Origin of the sequence: Rhodococcus sp. IEGM 1372 (genome assembly GCF_030056835.1) — a bacterium.
GTDB lineage: Bacteria > Actinomycetota > Actinomycetes > Mycobacteriales > Mycobacteriaceae > Rhodococcoides.
This window is the reverse complement of sequence record NZ_JASHKS010000001.1, coordinates 51,282-69,143: the sequence shown is the minus strand read 5'-3', so window position 1 is coordinate 69,143 and position 17,862 is coordinate 51,282. Positions and strand designations below refer to the sequence as shown.

16 protein-coding genes are annotated in these 17,862 nt (G+C 64.9%); 13 read left to right on the top strand and 3 right to left on the bottom strand.

Annotated elements, in window-relative coordinates; genetic code table 11:
* Window positions 1–15: 15 nt before the first annotated feature.
* The 5 genes from QM590_RS00310 to QM590_RS00290 all read left to right on the top strand — a co-directional run bounded on the left by QM590_RS00310 (window position 16) and on the right by QM590_RS00290 (window position 8,892).
* A complete protein-coding gene (locus tag QM590_RS00310; protein WP_269593675.1) occupies window positions 16–1,527 on the top strand; it encodes an APC family permease in 1,512 nt (503 codons plus the stop codon).
* A gap of 12 nt (window positions 1,528–1,539) precedes the next feature.
* Window positions 1,540–3,087, top strand: a complete 1,548-nt coding sequence (locus QM590_RS00305; RefSeq protein ID WP_269593676.1) for a GMC family oxidoreductase — start codon at window positions 1,540–1,542, stop codon at window positions 3,085–3,087.
* Window positions 3,077–4,999, top strand: coding sequence for a putative nucleotidyltransferase substrate binding domain-containing protein (locus QM590_RS00300; protein ID WP_269593677.1), 1,923 nt, complete (start codon window positions 3,077–3,079; stop codon window positions 4,997–4,999). The genes QM590_RS00305 and QM590_RS00300 overlap by 11 nt, the downstream gene beginning before the upstream one ends.
* Before the next feature lie 24 nt (window positions 5,000–5,023).
* Entirely contained in the window at window positions 5,024–7,702 is a 2,679-nt protein-coding gene (locus tag QM590_RS00295; RefSeq protein ID WP_262498349.1) for an MGH1-like glycoside hydrolase domain-containing protein, read from the top strand.
* An 83-nt stretch (window positions 7,703–7,785) separates the two neighbouring features.
* A complete protein-coding gene (locus QM590_RS00290; protein WP_269593678.1) occupies window positions 7,786–8,892 on the top strand; it encodes an alcohol dehydrogenase catalytic domain-containing protein in 1,107 nt (368 codons plus the stop codon).
* 24 nt (window positions 8,893–8,916) lie between these two features.
* Here the strand turns inward: QM590_RS00290 and QM590_RS00285 are convergent, their stop codons facing one another.
* Window positions 8,917–9,705, bottom strand: coding sequence for an ABC transporter ATP-binding protein (locus QM590_RS00285; RefSeq protein ID WP_269593679.1), 789 nt, complete (start codon window positions 9,703–9,705; stop codon window positions 8,917–8,919).
* Between the two features lie 91 nt (window positions 9,706–9,796).
* On the opposite strand from QM590_RS00285, the gene dapB reads away from it, so the two are divergent.
* Genes dapB through QM590_RS00270 form a run of 3 tightly spaced genes read left to right on the top strand, consistent with a single transcriptional unit; the run spans window position 9,797 to window position 11,484 of the window.
* Window positions 9,797–10,555 carry a 4-hydroxy-tetrahydrodipicolinate reductase gene (gene dapB, locus QM590_RS00280; RefSeq protein ID WP_068050716.1) on the top strand — a complete coding sequence of 253 codons (759 nt, stop codon included), beginning with the start codon at window positions 9,797–9,799 and terminating at the stop codon, window positions 10,553–10,555.
* 50 nt (window positions 10,556–10,605) lie between these two features.
* A complete protein-coding gene (locus QM590_RS00275) occupies window positions 10,606–11,025 on the top strand; it encodes a hypothetical protein (protein WP_068050722.1) in 420 nt (139 codons plus the stop codon).
* Between the two features lie 6 nt (window positions 11,026–11,031).
* Complete coding sequence (locus QM590_RS00270; RefSeq protein ID WP_068050715.1) at window positions 11,032–11,484, top strand: flavodoxin family protein; 453 nt, start codon at window positions 11,032–11,034, stop codon at window positions 11,482–11,484.
* Between the two features lie 96 nt (window positions 11,485–11,580).
* Here QM590_RS00270 and QM590_RS00265 read toward each other — a convergent pair whose 3' ends face one another.
* Window positions 11,581–12,024, bottom strand: coding sequence for a hypothetical protein (locus tag QM590_RS00265; RefSeq protein ID WP_269593680.1), 444 nt, complete (start codon window positions 12,022–12,024; stop codon window positions 11,581–11,583).
* A 136-nt stretch (window positions 12,025–12,160) separates the two neighbouring features.
* Between QM590_RS00265 and QM590_RS00260 the strand changes: the two genes are divergently transcribed.
* The 4 genes from QM590_RS00260 (at window position 12,161) to zwf (ending at window position 16,398) form a co-directional block, all read left to right on the top strand.
* Complete coding sequence (locus QM590_RS00260; RefSeq protein ID WP_068050714.1) at window positions 12,161–13,522, top strand: OFA family MFS transporter; 1,362 nt, start codon at window positions 12,161–12,163, stop codon at window positions 13,520–13,522.
* Entirely contained in the window at window positions 13,519–13,635 is a 117-nt protein-coding gene (locus QM590_RS25895) for an MFS transporter small subunit (protein WP_441344172.1), read from the top strand. The genes QM590_RS00260 and QM590_RS25895 overlap by 4 nt, the downstream gene beginning before the upstream one ends.
* A 35-nt stretch (window positions 13,636–13,670) precedes the next feature.
* Window positions 13,671–14,879: a winged helix-turn-helix domain-containing protein gene (locus QM590_RS00255; RefSeq protein WP_269593681.1), complete on the top strand. Its 1,209-nt coding sequence runs from the start codon at window positions 13,671–13,673 to the stop codon at window positions 14,877–14,879.
* Window positions 14,880–14,943: 64 nt separating this feature from the next.
* The gene (gene zwf, locus QM590_RS00250; RefSeq protein WP_269593682.1) at window positions 14,944–16,398 is read left to right on the top strand and encodes a glucose-6-phosphate dehydrogenase; all 1,455 of its coding nucleotides are present in this window, start codon (window positions 14,944–14,946) and stop codon (window positions 16,396–16,398) included.
* Between the two features lie 5 nt (window positions 16,399–16,403).
* Here the strand turns inward: zwf and QM590_RS00245 are convergent, their stop codons facing one another.
* Entirely contained in the window at window positions 16,404–16,883 is a 480-nt protein-coding gene (locus QM590_RS00245) for a hypothetical protein (RefSeq protein ID WP_149405926.1), read from the bottom strand.
* Window positions 16,884–17,023: 140 nt separating this feature from the next.
* Here QM590_RS00245 and thyX point away from each other — a divergent pair, with 140 nt between their 5' ends.
* Window positions 17,024–17,776: an FAD-dependent thymidylate synthase gene (thyX, locus tag QM590_RS00240; RefSeq protein ID WP_068050707.1), complete on the top strand. Its 753-nt coding sequence runs from the start codon at window positions 17,024–17,026 to the stop codon at window positions 17,774–17,776.
* The last annotated feature ends 86 nt before the right edge of the window (window positions 17,777–17,862 follow it).

Sequence of the window (17,862 nt, the reverse complement as noted above, 5' to 3'; positions counted from 1 at the left end):
GGAAAGGCCAGGCGCATGGCACTACTGAACGACAGTTCGAGCGGAATGGACGACTTCGGCTACAAGGAGTCACTCGATCGAAGCCTCGGCAAATTCGCCAGCTTCGCCGCGGGCGTCAGCTACATTTCCATTCTCACCGGTACGTTCCAGCTGTTCTATTTCGGATTCGGTGCGGCTGGACCGGCGTATCTGTGGTCGTGGCCTGCAGTGTTCGTCGGTCAGCTCTGCGTGGCACTGTGCTTCATGGAACTGGCCGCGAAGTATCCGGTAGCGGGTTCGGTGTACAACTGGGCGAAGTTGTTGGGCCGCAGAATCGTCGGATGGTCTGCGGGCTGGTTGATGCTGACGGCCTCGATCGTGACGCTGTCCGCCGTGGCGCTGGCATTGCAGCTGAATCTGCCCCGTATCTGGAGCGGATTCCAGATCATCGGTGACGGTTCCGGCGCCAGTGATTTCGCGGCCAACGCGGTGCTGCTCGGTGCGATCCTCATCGCCATCACCACGACGATCAATGCGCTCGGGGTCCGGCTGATGGCGATGATCAACAGCGCAGGAGTGTTCATCGAGCTCATCGCGGCCGTGTTGATCGCGATTCTGCTCGCGGCCAACATCAACCGCGGCCCCGAGGTGTTCTTCTCCACCAACGGCTACGGTGCCGGTGAGAGCGGCGGCTACCTCGGAGCCTTCCTGGTGGCGTCGTTGGCGTCGGGCTACGTGATGTACGGCTTCGACACTGCGAGCTCGCTCGGAGAGGAGACCGTCGAACCTCGGCGTACCGCGCCGAAGGCCATCCTGCGCGCCATCCTCGCGTCGTTCGTCATCGGTGGAGCCATCCTGGTGTTCGCCGTCATGGCCGCGCCCGATCTGGACGATCCGTCGCTCGGCAGCCCGGACGGTAGCTTGCAGTCCATCGTCGAAGCCGTGATGTGGGGCCCGCTGGGCACCGTCTTCCTCATCTGCATCGTCATCGCGGTCTTCGTCTGCTCGCTGGCGGTGCACACCGCGGCGATCCGGCTCACGTTCGCCATGGCGCGAGACAACGCGTTGCCCTTCCGCGAGAGTCTGGCCAAGGTGAACCCGAAGACCCAGACCCCGGTGGTGCCCGCAGTGACCATCGGCGTGCTGGCCATCGTCATTCTCGTCGTCAACATCGGTCAGCCGCAGATCTTCACCGTCCTCACGTCGATCGCGATCATCATGATCTACCTCGCGTATCTGATGGTCACCGGGCCGCTGTTGGTCAAGCGAGTCAAGGGTGAGTGGCCGCCGGAGGACCTGAAGCCCGGCGGGTACTTCACGATGGGCAGGTGGGGCCTGCCGGTGAACATCGCGGCAGTGGTGTGGGGCGCAGGGATGGCGATCAACCTCGCCTGGCCGCGCGAGGCCGTGTACGGAACCCCCTGGTACAACACGTTCGGTGCGTTCGTCTACATCGGCGGCATTCTGGGCGTCGGCCTGCTGTGGTACGCAGTCAAGGGACGCAAGCACATCGGCACTCTGAAATCACATGCCTCCACGGGCGACTAGAAGGAGCGTGCAGTGACAGACACCCAGTTCGATTACGTCGTCGCAGGTGGCGGGACGGCGGGGTGTGTCCTCGCTGCTCGGCTCAGCGAGGACCCCTCAGTCAGTGTCTGCCTCGTCGAAGCAGGGCCGACCGACGTCGGTGACAAGGCAATTCTCGAACTGGCGGAGTGGATGCATCTACTCGACTCCGGCTACGACTGGGACTATCCCGTCGAACCGCAGGAGCGCGGCAACAGCCTCATGCGGCACGCGCGGGCGAAAGTGCTCGGTGGCTGCTCCTCGCACAACTCCTGCATCGCCTTTCACCCGCCGGCGGAAACCCTCGACGATTGGGCGGCTGCGGGCGCGACGGGATGGGGCGCGTCGGACATCCTTCCGCTCGTCGCGCGAGTCGAGAGCAACGACACCGGACGCGGACAGGCCGGGCCGGTGCGGATTCGCGACGTGCCACCGAACGATCCGTGCGGTGCGGCAGTGCTCGAATCGGCCGCCGGGATAGGTCTTCCCACGGTCGCATTCAACCGCGGAACGCCGGTACTCAACGGTGCCGGCTGGTTCCAGATCAATGCGGGCGAAGACGGCTTGCGTATGTCGACCTCACACGCCTACCTGCATCCGATCATCGGCACGCGTCCCAACCTGGAGGTGCGAACGGACTGCTGGATCAGCGAGATTCTGATCGACGAATCGCTGACCGCGACCGGAGTGCGGTACCAACGCCCCGATCTCACCGGTTACGACACCGTCTCGGCGCGTCGCGAGGTGATCGTCACCGCCGGTGCCATCGACACGCCGAAGTTGTTGATGCTCTCCGGAATCGGACCGGCGGCACAGTTGCGGGAGATGGGGATCACCGTTCGGGTCGATTCACCCGGAGTGGGCGAGAATCTCGACGACCACGTCGAGGGGCTGGTGTTCTGGGAGGCGAGCAAGCCGATGGTCACCACGTCCTCGCAGTGGTGGGAGATCGGAGTGTTCGCGCAGACCGACGAGTCGCTGAACTACCCGGACATCATGATGCATTACGGCACCGTGCCGTTCGACATGAACACCCTTCTCTGGGGCTACCCGACCACCGACAACGGTTTCTGTCTCACGCCCAACGTCACCCAGGGGCGCTCCCGGGGCACTGTTCGGTTGCGCAGCAGGGATTTTCGCGATCGGGCAAAGGTGGATCCTCGCTACTTCACCGACCCCGACGGCCACGACGACGCGGTGATGCTCGCCGGTCTGAAGCTCGCTCGTCGGATTGCCGCGGACGGACCGCTCGCAGGCTGGATCGAACGTGAGCTTGCTCCCGGACCCGATGCTGTCACCGACGACGACCTGCTGGACTACGTGCACAAGACCCACAACACGGTCTATCACCCGGCAGGCACGGCGCGGATGGGATCGGTGGACGACACCATGGCCGTGCTGGATCCCGAGCTGCGCGTCAAGGGCATCGCGCACCTGCGCGTGGTCGACGCGTCGGCGATGCCGAAGCTGCCGTACGTCAATCCCAACATCACGGTGATGACCATGGCGGAGAAATGCGCCGACCTGATCCGTGGCGGATAGATCGGAGCTGGCCGATTTTCTCGGCGCGCATCCACCGTTTCAGGGCGCGCCACCGGCAGTCCTGGCCGAGCTGGCTGCCTCGGCCGTCGAACGCGAGTACGGCGGTGGGGCATGGGTTGTGGACCCTCCGCGGACCGACGTCTCGGCAGCTGCCGACACCGTATGGGTGGTGCGCACCGGGCGCGTGGTGATCACGCACCCGGACGCGACCTCTCCCACCGAGGTGCCGATCGACACCATCGGTCCCGGTGGTGTCTTCGGCTTCTCGGCTCTGCTGTCCGGCGGAACCGTCGAATTCCGTGCGCGGGCAACGGAACCGAGCATCGTAATTCGATTGCCCGGCGAGCTGATTCGACCGTTGTTCGCGACGCCGACCGGCCTGGCGTTCCTGGCCGACGCCGTCACCTCGGCCACCGCGCACCGCGGCGGGCCGGTCGAGGGGAGTGCGGGCCGCACCGTCGGTGAACTGCTCTCGGCTCCACCGGTGTTCACGCCCGTCGGCACCACCGTTCGAGATGCCGTCCGGCACATGACCGAGCAGGGCAGCTCCTATGTTCTGGTTCCGCTGCGTGGTTCTCGCCACGGTATCTTCACCGACCGCGACCTCCGAATTCGGGTGGTGGCCGCCGGGATCGGCGTCGATACTCCGATCGAACAGGTCGTGACCTCGCCTGCCGAGACCGTGACGGCGGACCGGTTGGCCGGCACGGTGCTGATGGACATGCTCGAGCGAGGCCTGCGGCACATGCCGGTGGTGTCGACCCGCGGTGAGGTACTCGGCGTCGTCGAGGATTCGGATCTGCATGCCGCGTCCACCCGGCGCAGTTTCGTGGTCCGCCGAGCTGTGGCATCGGCCTCGACCGCCGCCGAACTCGCCGACGCAGGCAGGCTCGTGCCCCGCCTGGTGGTGGATCTGTTCCAGGGCGGAACCGATGCGATGGCGGTCAGCGCGATCCTCTCCGTCGTGGTCGACAGCCTCGTCCGCCGGGCCGTCGAGATCGAATGGACCGCACGTCCGGACGTGCCCCGTGACCATTTCGCGTGGATCACTCTCGGCAGCGTGGCGCGTCGAGAAGCCATGCCCTCCTCGGACGTCGACAGTGCATTGAGCTGGGCGGATGCCACCGCAGATCCCGATGTGCGAGGGACATCGAACGCGGTGTCGTGGACCCGCGACGAGGCGTTGATGGACTTGGCCGCACGTGTGCACGTGAGCCTCGACGGTGCCGGATTGCCGTCGGACACCAACGGCGCGGTCGCGAGCTCGCCCCGATTCGCACGCTCGGCCGGTCAATGGGAAAGGGCCGCGGCCCATTGGCTCAGCAACCCGTTCGGCGAACGTGGCAATCCGGCGGAAGACTCCGGCCTCATCATGTCCTCGTTGATGATCGACGGCAGAGTGGTGTGGGGCCCGAAAGAACTGCACACGGTGCCCGAGGCCTACCGGCGACTACTGGTCGATCACCCCGACGCCCTGCGGTTACAACTGCGGGACGCTCTCGCCGGACGGGCTCGGCTGCGATCGCTGCGAGACGTGTTGGCTCGGCGCGGCGGCACGTTCGACCTCAAGGCCCATGCCCTGACGCCCATCGTCAACCTCGCTCGGTGGGGTGGGCTGTCGGTCGGCATGGCATCGGCCTCGACCCCCGCGCGGCTCGCGTCGGCGTCGGGCAACGGCATGCTCTCCGAACGTGATGTCGCTGCACTGTCCGAGGTGTTCGAGCTGCTGCAGCGGCTCCGACTGTCGCATCAGATCGACCAGATCACGGCCGGCCACCGACCCGGTGACGTGCTGATCATGGCAGATCTGTCACCTCTGGAGCGGAGTCTGCTCACCGACGGCATCCGCGAGATCGCCGCGGTGCAACGACGCGTCGGGTATCTGGCGGCCAACGTCGGCGTGCATCGATGACCGGCAACGACCAGACTGTGTGCCGTGACCACCAATCCCGTGAGCGTTCCCATCCCGTCGACCGTCGAACACCATCGGTTGGCGGAATCGCCCGGGGTCAGCGGACCGTGGCGTCAGTGGGGCCCGTACCTGGCGGGGCGCCAGTGGGGCACCGTGCGCGAGGACTACTCGGAGGACGGCAATGCCTGGGCGTCGTTTCCGTTCGATCAGGCGCACAAGCGCGCCTACCGCTGGGGCGAGGACGGTATCGGCGGAATCTGCGACCGCTTCGGGTTCCTGAACTTCTCGTTCGCACTGTGGAATCGAAAGGACCCGATCCTCAAGGAACGGTTGTTCGGCCTCGCCAACGAGGAGGGCAATCACGGCGAAGACGTCAAGGAATACTTCTGGGCCGTCGACGGAACACCGACGCACAGCTGGATGCAGTGGCTCTACCGCTATCCGCACGCGGAGTATCCGTACGCCCGCCTGCGGGAAGAGAATGCTCGACGCGGACGTGACGACCGCGAATACGAGCTGGCCGACACCGGCATCCTCGACGAGAACAGATTCTTCGACGTCCAGGTCACGTACGCCAAGGCCTCACCCGACGACATCTGCATCACCATCTCGATCACCAACCACGGCCCCGAGGCGGCGTCGGTCGATCTACTGCCGCACCTGTGGCTGCGCAACACCTGGTCGTGGGGACGCGACGACCGGGGCGGCACGCTGGCGCAGCTGAGCCCACCGGACCTGATGGCAGGTGGACTCGAAGCCATCGCCGTCGACCACGGATTTCTCGGTCGCTACTACCTCAGTGCCGAGGGAACACCGGCAGTTCTGTTCTGCGACAACGAAACCAATGCCGAGGCTCTGTGGGGGCAGGAGAACATCTCGGCGTACCCCAAGGACGGCATCGGCCGCCGAGTCGTCGACGGGGAGCTCGATGCGGTCAACCCCGAGCAGACCGGTACGAAGGCTGCGTTCTGGTACCGCTTCGACGATATCGCCCCCGGTGCAACGGAATCGGTCCGATTGCGGTTGTCGCCCAACCGGCCGGACGAGCAGACGTTCGGGGCCGGATTCGATGCCGTCCACGCCGACCGGCAGGCCGAGGCCGACGAGTTCTACGGTGCCGTGATCGGAGCCGACCTCACCGATGTCGACCGGCATGTCGCGCGGCGCGCCTACGCCGGTTTGCTGTGGACCAAACAGCTCTACCGATACGACGTGGAGGAGTGGATCGAGGGCGACAAGGTCGGCGCTCCGGCTCCGGACTCGAGGCAGGACCCGGGTGGACGCAATGCGCACTGGCGTCACCTGGCGTTGGCCGATGTGATCTCGATGCCCGACGAGTGGGAGTACCCGTGGTTCGCGGCCTGGGACCTGGCTTTCCACGCGATTCCGTTGGCGCACGTGGACGCCGATTTCGCCAAGGAACAGTTGGTGCTCATGTGCCGGGAATGGGCCATGCACCCCAACGGCCAACTGCCCGCGTACGAGTGGGAGTTCGGTGACGTCAACCCACCCGTGCACGCGTGGGCGGCATGGCACGTCTATCGCATCGACGGCTACCGCGATCGCGAATTCCTGGTGCGGGTGTTCACCAAGCTGCTGCTCAACTTCGCCTGGTGGGTCAACCGAAAGGACTCCGAGGGCTCGAACATCTTCGAGGGTGGATTCCTCGGCATGGACAACATCGGACTGTTCAATCGATCTGCCCCACTGCCACCCGGATTTCGGCTCGAACAGTCGGACGCGACGAGTTGGATGGCGTTCTACTGCCAGCAGATGTTCAAGATCGCGCTGGAACTCGCGCGACACGACAGCGCCTGGGACGACGTCGCGACCAAGTTCTTCTCGCACTTCCTCTCGATCGCCAAGGCAGTGAACTCCTTCGGATCGCAGCATATTTCGCTGTGGCACGAGGAGGACGGGTTCTTCTACGACGTCCTGGTTCAGCCCGAGGGCGATGCGGTCCCGATGCGGGTGCGGTCGATGGTGGGACTGCTGCCCATTCTCGGTGCCACCGAGATTCCGCCGTGGGTCGAGGAGGAATGTCCCGATCTCACCGCTCGACTGCGTTGGATTCAACGCAGGCGACCGGAGATGGTCAGCCCGCTGCTGGCTCGGCGTGAGGGCGGCGAGGTGCGCATGCTGCTGACACTCGTTCAACCCGAACGGCTCAAGCGCATCCTGGCTCGCATGTTCGACTCCGAAGAGTTTCTGTCGCACTTCGGGATTCGATCGCTCTCGGCCTCGTACCGCGAACCGGTCACGTTCGACGTGGACGGCCGGAGCCTGTCCATCGAATACGAGCCGGGGGAGTCGCGCACCGGAATGTTCGGGGGCAACTCCAACTGGCGCGGTCCGGTGTGGTTCCCGGTCAACGTCCTGCTGGCCGACAAGCTGCGCGCCTACGGCCGGTACTACGGCGACTCGTTCACCATCGAGATCCCCACCGGCTCGGGCAACCATCGCACCCTCACCGATGCCGCCGATCTCATCGACAACGGTCTCGCCGGACTGTTCCGACCGGTGGACGGCAAGAGACCCGCCGACGGCGAGCGCATCGAATCCAGCCTCGACCCGCTGTGGAGCGTGCACCCCAGCTTCAACGAGTACTTCGACGGAGACACCGGCGAGGGACTCGGGGCCACGCACCAAACCGGGTGGACGGCACTGGTTGCGCACCTGCTCAGGCCCCGTCTGCCGTTGTGAGGGCCTGCGGCCCATGTGCGCGGAAACTCGTAGCCCACTACGAAGTTCCACGCACATGCGGCGGAGCCGCATAGTCTGGCGGGATGAAGATTCGCGGCGCAGTACTCGAAGAAATCGGCCGATCTCGTCCCTTCGCGGACTCGCATCCCATCACCGTCTCCGACCTCGAGCTCGGTTCGCCGGGCGAGGGGGAGCTGCTGATCAGAATCGAAGCCGCGGGCCTGTGTCATTCGGATCTGTCGGTGGTCGACGGCAATCGAGTTCGTCCGGTCCCGATGCTGCTCGGCCACGAGGCCGCAGGCCGCGTCGAGGAAGTCGGCCCCGGCGTCGACGACATCGCGGTCGGCACCCGCGTCGTCATGACATTCCTGCCGCGCTGCGGCGAATGCGCCGGGTGCGCCACCGACGGCCAGATGCCGTGCGTCACCGGCAGCGCGTCGAACAATGCCGGGACACTGCTCGGCGGAGGCATCAAGTTGCACCGTGACGGGGAAGAGGTCAAGCATCACCTCGGAGTTTCCGGATTCGCCACACACGCTGTGGTGAGCCGAAAGTCGGTGGTTCCGGTCGAGGACGACATCCCCGCCGATATCGCAGCAGTCCTCGGTTGTGCGGTACTGACCGGCGGCGGCGCGGTGCTCAACGCTGGTACTCCGAAGCCCGGACAGTCGGTGATGGTGGTGGGCCTCGGCGGAGTCGGCACGGCAGCTGTCCTTACGGCCGTCTCGGTGGGTGCCGGTGAAGTGATCGGAGTCGACGGGGTCCCGGACAAGCTGTCCACCGCAACCGATCTGGGCGCAACGCAGGTGTATTCGCCGGCCGAGCTCGCCGAGAAGGGAATCAAGGCCGACATCGTCATCGAGGCGGCAGGCAACGCGCGAGCCTTCGAAACTGCAGTCGCTGCAACGGCTCCCGGCGGCAAGACCATCACCGTCGGTCTCCCCGCACCCGACGCCCGCTCGTCCATCTCACCGCTGGGCCTGGTGGCCGAAGCCCGCACGATCATCGGCAGCTACCTGGGCTCCGCTGTACCGGCTCGCGACATCCCGACCTACGCACAGATGTGGCGTGAGGGACGGCTTCCCGTCGAGAAGCTGATCTCGTCGAGAATCACGTTGGACGAGATCAACCGCGGCATGGACGAATTGGCCGACGGCAACGCGATCCGTCAGGTCATCGTATTCGACTGAGTTTCAGCTGTCTTCGACCGAGCATCAGCGGTGGGCCGCCGTGGCGACCCACCGCCCGCGTTGCTTCGAGATCTCGATGGGATGGTCGAAACACTCACTGATGTTGTCGGTGGTCAGTACTACGTCGACGGCTCCTTGCGTCTGCACTCTTCCGTCGCGGACGAGGAGGGCATGGGTGGTCGAGGTCGGGATTTCCTCGAGGTGATGAGTCACCAGAATGCTGGCCAGGGTCGGGTGTTCGGCCCGCAACGAGTCGAGTGCACTCAGAAGTTGTTCGCGGGCAGCAAGATCGAGCCCGGTGGCAGGCTCGTCGAGCAACAGCAGCGCCGGGTCGGGAAGTAGGGCGCGCGCGATGAGCGCTCGCCCTCGCTCGCCCTGCGAGAGCGTGTGCCACGACGCGTCGGTGCGATGGGCGACGCCGAGGGACTCGATCAGACGGTGAGCGCGGGCGATCTGGTGGTTGTCGGCCGACCATCTCGGGATCAGATCCGGAGTGTTGGTCAGCCCGGTCAGCACCACCTGGAACAGCGTCAGCGGAGCCTCGATCTTCAACCGCGGGTCGACGTGGCCGATGTGCGTCCGCAATTCGCGCATGTCCACTCGTCCGAGGCGATGGCCCAGAACGTGCACTGCGCCGTGCGTTGGATGGACGAGCGCGCCGAGCAAGCTGAGCAAGGTGGATTTGCCCGCGCCGTTGGCACCGAGCAGCACCCAGTGCTCACCCTCCTCGACCCGCAGCGAGGCATCGCTGAGCAGGTATCGCCCGCCACGGACGAGATCGACTCGATCGGCGAACAGGACGCTGGATGGCACCGGACGACCGTAACTGCTGGGACGGATCGTGGAGAAGTAGGCTCTGAGGTCGGTAGAACCGACAAGACGACGAAACGAGTGTGGGTACGACGTGAGTGCAACGGCACCTGTTCGAGTAGGGGTACTGGGGTCACGCGGCAAGGTAGGGCAGGCCATCTGTGCCGCCGTCGAGGCAGCCGAGGATCTCGAGCTCGTGGCGACCGTCGACCAGGGCGATCCGCTGGCGAACTTCGTCGATGCGAACGCCCAGGTGGTCGTCGATTTCACGCACCCCGACGTGGTGATGGACAACCTGCAGTTCCTGATCGAGCAGGGTATCCATGCAGTGGTCGGCACCACCGGATTCGACGAACGGCGGCTCGAGCAGGTTCGCGAATGGCTGGCGGGATCGCCGCAGACGGGTGTACTGATTGCACCGAACTTCGCCATCGGCGCGGTGCTGTCGATGCGATTCGCGCAGCAGGCCGCCCGGTTCTTCGACTCGGTCGAGGTGATCGAACTGCACCACCCCAACAAGGCCGATGCGCCGTCGGGCACGGCGTACCGAACCGCCGCGCTGATTGCCGAGGCACGCGCCGCCGCAGGCACTCCGGCGAGCCCCGATGCGACGACGACCGAACTCGACGGCGCACGTGGTGCCGATGTGGACGGAGTGCGTGTGCACTCGATCCGGCTCGCGGGACTGGTTGCGCACCAAGAGGTTCTGCTCGGCACGCAGGGTGAGACACTGAGCATTCGGCACGATTCGCTCGATCGCACGTCGTTCGCGCCCGGTGTGCTTCTCGGAGTCCGCGAGATCGCCGGACGACCGGGGTTGACCGTCGGCCTCGATCCTCTGCTGGATCTGTGAGCTGATCGACGGTGAACAAGACGACGAAGGTGCTCGCCATCCTTGCGGTGATGGTGCTGATTCTCGGCTTCTACTTCTTTCTGCTCGGCCAGCGCGGTGTGACGCTGATCCAGAACGGTGGCGTGGCGAGCATCTCCCTGGGGATCGGGGTCCTGCTGCTGCCGATACTCGGGTTGTGGATCGTGTGGGCCACCCTCAAAGCCGGCTTCGACCACCAGCGGCTGGCCTCGCGCATTCACGAGGAGGGCCTCGAACTCGACGTCGCGGATCTTCCGCGCAGGCCGTCGGGACGAATCGAACGCGATGCGGCGGACGAGTTGTTCCAACAGGTCAAGACCGAGTGGGAGAAGGATCCGGACAACTGGCGCAACTCCTACCGACTGGCTCGTGCCTACGATTACGCCGGTGACCGTGGACGCGCCCGCGAGACGATGAAGCGTGCTGTGGCACTCGAACGGGACGAGAACTGACCTTCGATGCCGCGCACCCTGCTGGTCGTTCATCACACCCCGAGCCCGCTCACGCACGAGCTGCTCGAGGCAGTTCTCGACGGCGCTCACGACCCCGAGATCACCGGCGTGGACGTGCGCAGTGTGCCTGCTCTCGGCGCGACCGTTCCCGACGTACTCGGTGCCGACGGCTTTCTCTTCGGAACACCGGCGAATTTCGGATACATGAGCGGGGCTCTGAAACACTTCTTCGACACCGTGTACTACCCATGCCTCGGTGCCGTTGCCGGAAAGCCCTACGCTGCTTGGGTTCACGGCAACGACGACACCGTGGGTGCCGGACGGGCGATCGAGAAGATCGCGTCGGGCTGGGGTCTGGAGAAGGTGTTCGGCACCCTGCACGTCGCCGAGAGCGGCAAACCTGCACGTGAACGCTGCTACGAGCTCGGCGGAACCGTTGCGGCGGGGTTGTCGATCTGAGGACTTCCTCGCGAGCTCCTTCGGGTTGCTCGCACACCCGACCCGAGAGCTACGACGTAGCCGACGCGCTGAGGTCCCTAGTGGCGCGTCACTGATTCAGTCGGAGTCGGCGGGGGAGTCCGGGCGCAGGATGTCGTCGGCCGGGATCGGCAGCGGAATCTCGAGCAGGCGCTCCGGCCAACTCGGATACGCGGGCCTGATCCACACTCGATTGTCGTCGAGTTGCGTCATCAGCACCCGCCGCCACGGCCAGTCCTCCTGCGGTGCACTCAGATCGGTCTCGGATTCGAGTGGCAGGGGTGCCTTGGTCCAATGTGGAGCCGACAGCGATGCCAGACCGCGATCCTCGAGCTGGGCGATCGCAGTCTCGATCGGCACGCCGTGCGCAACGGTGATGCCGGCGGGATTGACGGCATCGACGGTGTAACCGTCGTCGGATTCGTCCTGTGCACTCGTGTCGTGGGCGACGGTCCACCCGATCACCTCACCGTCGGAGGCTCGTCTCACCGGCAATCTGCTGCGCCACCGCTCGATATCCACTGCCGCGAGGATACGCGGTAAGAAAAGTGAGTTCGGTGAAGAAACTATTGGCAGTTGTGAGCGAGCAGGGCGGTACACGTGTTTGACTGCAGGAGATACTGCACGCTTGTACCGCTTTCTATCTCAAGGGATTTCGATGACCCTCCGCATTCTCGATCGCTCCGCCATCGTCGCGACACCCGAGTGGAGCCGCTGGTTGATACCCCCGGCCGCGCTGTCCATTCACCTCGCGATCGGATCCGCCTACGCGTGGAGCGTGTTCAAGAACGCCATCTCGCAGCCCGACGCACTCGGGCTCAGCGGCACCGTCACTGCCATTCCGTTTCAGCTCGCCATCGTGATGCTCGGCCTGTCCGCGGCGATCTTCGGAACCCGCGTCGAGAAGAACGGTCCGCGGTGGGCTATGGCCGTCTCCCTGGTCTTCTTCGTCTCGGGACTGCTGCTGTCCGCGCTCGGCATGGCCCTCGGACAGTTCTGGCTGGTGATCTTCGGCTACGGGTTCGTCGGCGGTATCGGCCTCGGAATCGGCTACATCTCACCGGTCTCGACCTTGATGAAGTGGTTCCCGGACCGGCCGGGTATGGCCACCGGTATCGCCATCATGGGCTTCGGCGGCGGCGCACTCATCGCCTCGCCCCTCACCAGCCAGCTGATGGTGAACTTCGGCGGGTTCACCGACGGGTCCATCGCCAAGACGTTCCTCACGCTCGGCGTCGGATACGCGGTGTTCATGGCACTGGGAGTCGTGCTGATAAGAGTGCCGGCCGAGGGATGGACCCCGGCCGGATGGACCCCGCCCGCGTCCTCGGCGATGATCTCGACGCACAACGTCTCGGCCGCGAACGCAGTGAAGACTCCCCAGTTCTGGCTGCTGTGGGTCGTCCTGTGCTTCAACGTCACTGCCGGAATCGGCATTCTCGAGCGCGGATCGGGCATCTATCAGGACTTCTTTCCCGACGCGACCTCGCCCGAATCTCTCGCCGCTGCGGCTGCCGGTTTCGTCGCGTTCCTCTCCCTGACCAACATGATCGGACGGTTCGTCTGGTCTTCGGTGTCCGACGTGGTGGGGCGTAAGAACATCTACCGGATGTACCTCGGTGTCGGCGCTCTGCTGTACCTGTACATCGCGTTGTTCACCAACACCAACAAGATCCTGTTCATGGTTTCGGCTTTGCTCATTCTCTCGTTCTACGGTGCGGGATTCGCCACGGTTCCGGCCTATCTCAAGGACCTCTTCGGTACGTATCAGGTGGGCGCGATCCACGGACGACTCCTCACCGCGTGGTCGGTGGCCGGTGTCCTGGGGCCGCTGATCGTCAACGCCATCGCCGACGCCGGAGAACCCGGAACCACCGGCCGATACCTACCGGCGTTCTACGTGATGATCGGTCTGCTCGTGGTCGGCTTCCTTGCCAACGAGGCGATCAAGCCGGTCGCATCGAAGTACCACGAAGCCGATCCGGCGAAGGCCGCGACGACCACAGGAGCGAAGGCATGAGCGGCGGACGCAAGCAGGTCACGATGGCGGTCGCATGGGCGTGGGTTGCCGTGCCGTTCGCCTACGGACTGTACGAACTGATCCTCAAGGCGGCGAACCTGTTCAGTACGTGAGTCGACGTGTCGGTGGGCCGTGACAGGCTGGTCCGATGCAGGAGATGAGTGCCGCCGCCGCGCGTCGTACCGCCCTGGCCGCCCAAGGGCTGGCGTCGAGGCGGTCGCGTACTCGGCCGGCGAGCAAGGCCGCGGTTCACGCAGCCATCGACACCACCGGACTGTTGCAGATCGACTCCGTGTCGGTGGTGGTGCGCGCGCACTACGCGCCGGTGTTCAGCCGCGTCGGTGCCTACGATCGCACTGTCGTCGACGACGCCGCATGGACCGACACTGCGCGTCGACCTCGTCGAATGGTGGAGTACTGGGCCCACGAGGCCGCATTGCTGCCAGTGGAGCACTGGCCGCTCATGCGATGGCGAATGGAGCTGTACCGAAACGGGCGGTGGGGCGGAGCTGCTCACATCCTCGATCGCGAACCGGCTCTCGTCGACGACGTCCTCGCGGTGATCGGCGACATCGGTGCGGCCAGCGCGGCTGAGATCGAGAAGCACCTCGAACTGGACACCCCCGGTCGCAAAGGTCCCTGGTGGGATCGCAGTGATGTCAAGGTCGTCTGCGAACAGCTGTTCGCGGCCGGCGTGGTGACCGTGCCGACACGGACGGGATTCGTGCGCCGGTACGAGCTCAGCGAACGGGTGATCCCGGAGAACGTTCTGCACAGGCGCGTCGACGAACCGGACGCAGTACGGCAACTGATCGAAAAGTCCTCTCGGGCATTGGGAATCGGTACCGAGCCGGATCTGAGGGACTACTACCGGCTCTCGCAGAAGCAGGCCAAGGCGGCGATCGGCGATCTCGTCGAGGACGGCGTACTCGAACAGGTGACCGTCCGAGGCTGGAACGCACCGGCATACCTGCACCGCGACGCCAGGACACCACGAACGGCCACCGCTGCCGCACTGCTGTGCCCGTTCGATCCGATGATCTTCTTTCGGCCCCGGGTACAGCGAATGTTCGACTTCCACTACCGAATCGAGATATACACCCCACAGCACAAGCGAGTTCACGGCTACTACGTGTTTCCCTTTCTGCTCGACGGGCATCTGGTGGCTCGCGTCGATCTCAAGGCAGTGCGAGCGCAGTCCGAACTGCACGTGATCGCGGCCTACGTCGAAGGCGACCGCAACGCCGGTGACATTGCGCCTCGACTACGAGACGTACTGCGGGAGATGGCGGATTGGCTCGAACTCGAACGCGTGGTGGTGGGGGACCGGGGAGACCTCGTCGCCGCACTGCGATGACGTCGGTCGGGGGTTCGATTCTGCCGAAGTGCAGGTCGGCAGAATCGGTGTCACTATTTCCAGTGTGACTTCGCGCCGGACAGACACCGCCCCCGAACTCCCACCCCAGGTCGTCGTCCTGTTCGGGGCGACAGGAGACCTGGCCAAGCGAAAACTGCTGTCCGGGATGATGCATCTGGCGCTGTCCGATCTCGCGCCGAACATCCGGGTCGTCGGCACATCCCTCGAAGAGATGTCGACCGACGAATTCCGCGCTCTCGCTCGCGAATCGATCAACACCCACTCGAGTCGCAAAGTCGGCGACGAGCAATGGAGTCGTTTCGCCTCGCGACTGACCTACGTATCGCAGCAGGCAGGACCGGCGGCGTTGGGGGAGGCCGTGGCCGAGGCCGAGATCGACCTCGGAGGAAGCGCCGAACGGCTGCACTACCTGTCTGTTCCGCCGAGAGCTGCTCTGGCAGTGGTGGATACGCTCGCATCGGCAGATCTGGTGAAGCGCTCACGGATCATCATGGAGAAGCCGTTCGGCACCGACCTCGAGAGCGCGATCGCGCTGAACGCTCGGGTTCACCAAACGTTCGACGAGGATCAGGTCTTCCGGATCGATCACTTCCTCGGCAAGGAACCCGCTCAGAACATCCTGGCCTTCCGGTTCGCCAACGGGTTGTTCGAGCCGATCTGGAACCGCAACTTCATCGATCACGTCCAGATCGACATCCCTGAGAAACTCGCACTGGACGGCCGAGCCGGATTCTACGAATCCACCGGCGCGTACAAGGACATGGTGGTCACGCACCTGTTCCAGGTGCTGGCATTCATGGCCATGGAACCGCCGACGGCGCTCGAACCCCGCGCCATCAGTGAGGAGAAGAACAAGGTCTTCCGATCCATGCTACCCCTGGACCCGAAAAACGTTGTGCGAGGGCAATACTCGGGATACCGATCAGAAGAGGGCGTAGCCCCCGACTCCGATACCGACACCTTCGTGGCTCTCAAGTGTGAAATCGACAATTGGCGCTGGGCCGGTGTGCCCTTCTATCTGCGCAGCGGTAAGCGACTCGCCGAAGGGCAGCGCATCATCTCGATCGCCTTCAGGGAACCACCGAAGAGCATGTTCCCGGCCGGCTCGGGTGTGGGAGCGCAAGGTCCCGACCATCTGACCTTCGACCTCGCGGACGCCTCGAAGGTCTCGCTGTCGTTCTACGGCAAGCGGCCCGGTCCCGGTATGCACCTCGACAAACTCAGCATGCAGTTCGCGATTCACGAAACCGAACGAGTCGGAGACGTACTCGAAGCCTACGAACGGCTGATCCTCGACGCCATGTACGGCGACCACACCCTGTTCACCACGGCCGAGGGCATCGAGCGGCTGTGGCAGGTCTCCGAACCGCTGCTGGCCGATCCACCCCCGGTCCGGTCGTACGCACCGGGGTCGTGGGGGCCCAACGCAATTCATCAGCTCATCTCCCCACACGCGTGGCGGTTGCCCTTCGAGCGGGAGTGGCGCGAGAAGAAGTAGGCCGATCAGTTGTTCCAGCCACGGTCCTTGCGCATCTGATCGCGCAGTGCGCCCTGAACTGCCTGCGACAACCACGAATTGAGCGACACTCCGCTGTTGTTCGCGGCGTCCTCGGCCCGTTCCTTGATCTGCTCGACCAGTCGCAGCGTCACCCGTCGGACCTCACCGGACACGTCGTCCATGGTCGGGTAGTCCTCGGTGACGGGCTCTGCCGGATCGCCGTCGTGCAGACCGGGCAGCGGGCCGTCGCGTCGAACATCGGCGTGCGCCTGCGTACCGTCGAGGCGAACGGTGACCGTATGACCATCCAGGTCGTTCGATACCTCTGCCGCGAAGTCCGACAGTGCCGTGAGCAGCATCAATCTGGCCGACGCCTCCGCCGTCTTGCCGAGAGCTTCGGCCGTCTGGCGGGTGTGCTCGTCGCCCAGAGCGGCCGCCGCGAGTAGATCCGTGCGTAGCGACGCGGTGTACTTGTCCAGTTCCATGACGCCAGTGTGGCGTCATAGTTGACGCCGGTCAAGCGCGCCTGGTGACGTCATGTGGCGGCACCGTGACGCCATCGTTCGCCGGGCACCGGTGCCGCGTTTAGGGTTGTGCGGTGTCAGCAGAAAACGAAGGTAGAGCTGTGCCGCGGACGGTTGCGCTGAAAGTGCAACTGGTCGCCCGAACCGAGTTCGTTCCGCCCGTCGACATTCCCTGGGAAACCGACGCGGACGGCGGGCAGGCATTGGTCGAGTTCGCCGGTCGTGCCTGCTACCAGAGCTGGTCCAAGCCCAATCCTCGGACCGCGACCAATGCGTCGTATCTGCGTCATCTGCTCGACGTCGGACACCTGTCGGTTCTCGAGCACGCGAGCGTGAGTTTCTACATCACCGGAATCTCGCGATCGTGCACACACGAACTGATCCGGCACCGGCACTTCTCCTACTCGCAACTCTCGCAGCGATTCGTTCCCGAACACGACGCCAACGTGGTTCTTCCACCGGCTGTCGAAGGCGATCCCGAGCTCGAGGCGCTGTTCGCGTCTGCGACCGAGGCGAGTCGGGCGGCCTACACCGAACTGCTCGGTGCGCTGGAGGGGAAACTGGAATCGGTCACCAACGCTGCTCTCCGGGGCAAACAGGCGCGGCAGGCGGCTCGGTCGGTGTTGCCGAACGCGACCGAGACACGCGTGGTGGTGAGCGGAAACTACCGCGCATGGCGGCATTTCGTATCGATGCGTGCCTCCGAGCACGCGGACGTGGAGATTCGACGCGTTGCCGTCGAATGTCTGCGTAAGCTCGTGGGAGTGGCTCCCGACGTGTTCGGCGACTTCGAGATCTCGACGCTGCCGGACGGCACGGAAGTCGCCCGCAGCCCGTTCGTGACCGAGGTCTGAGTACGAGGTTCGGTTGCGGCGCAGACCGGGTATGGCTGGACGGTGTCGGCGGGGAGTCCCGCTGCGCGAGAGTGGGCAAAGCACCG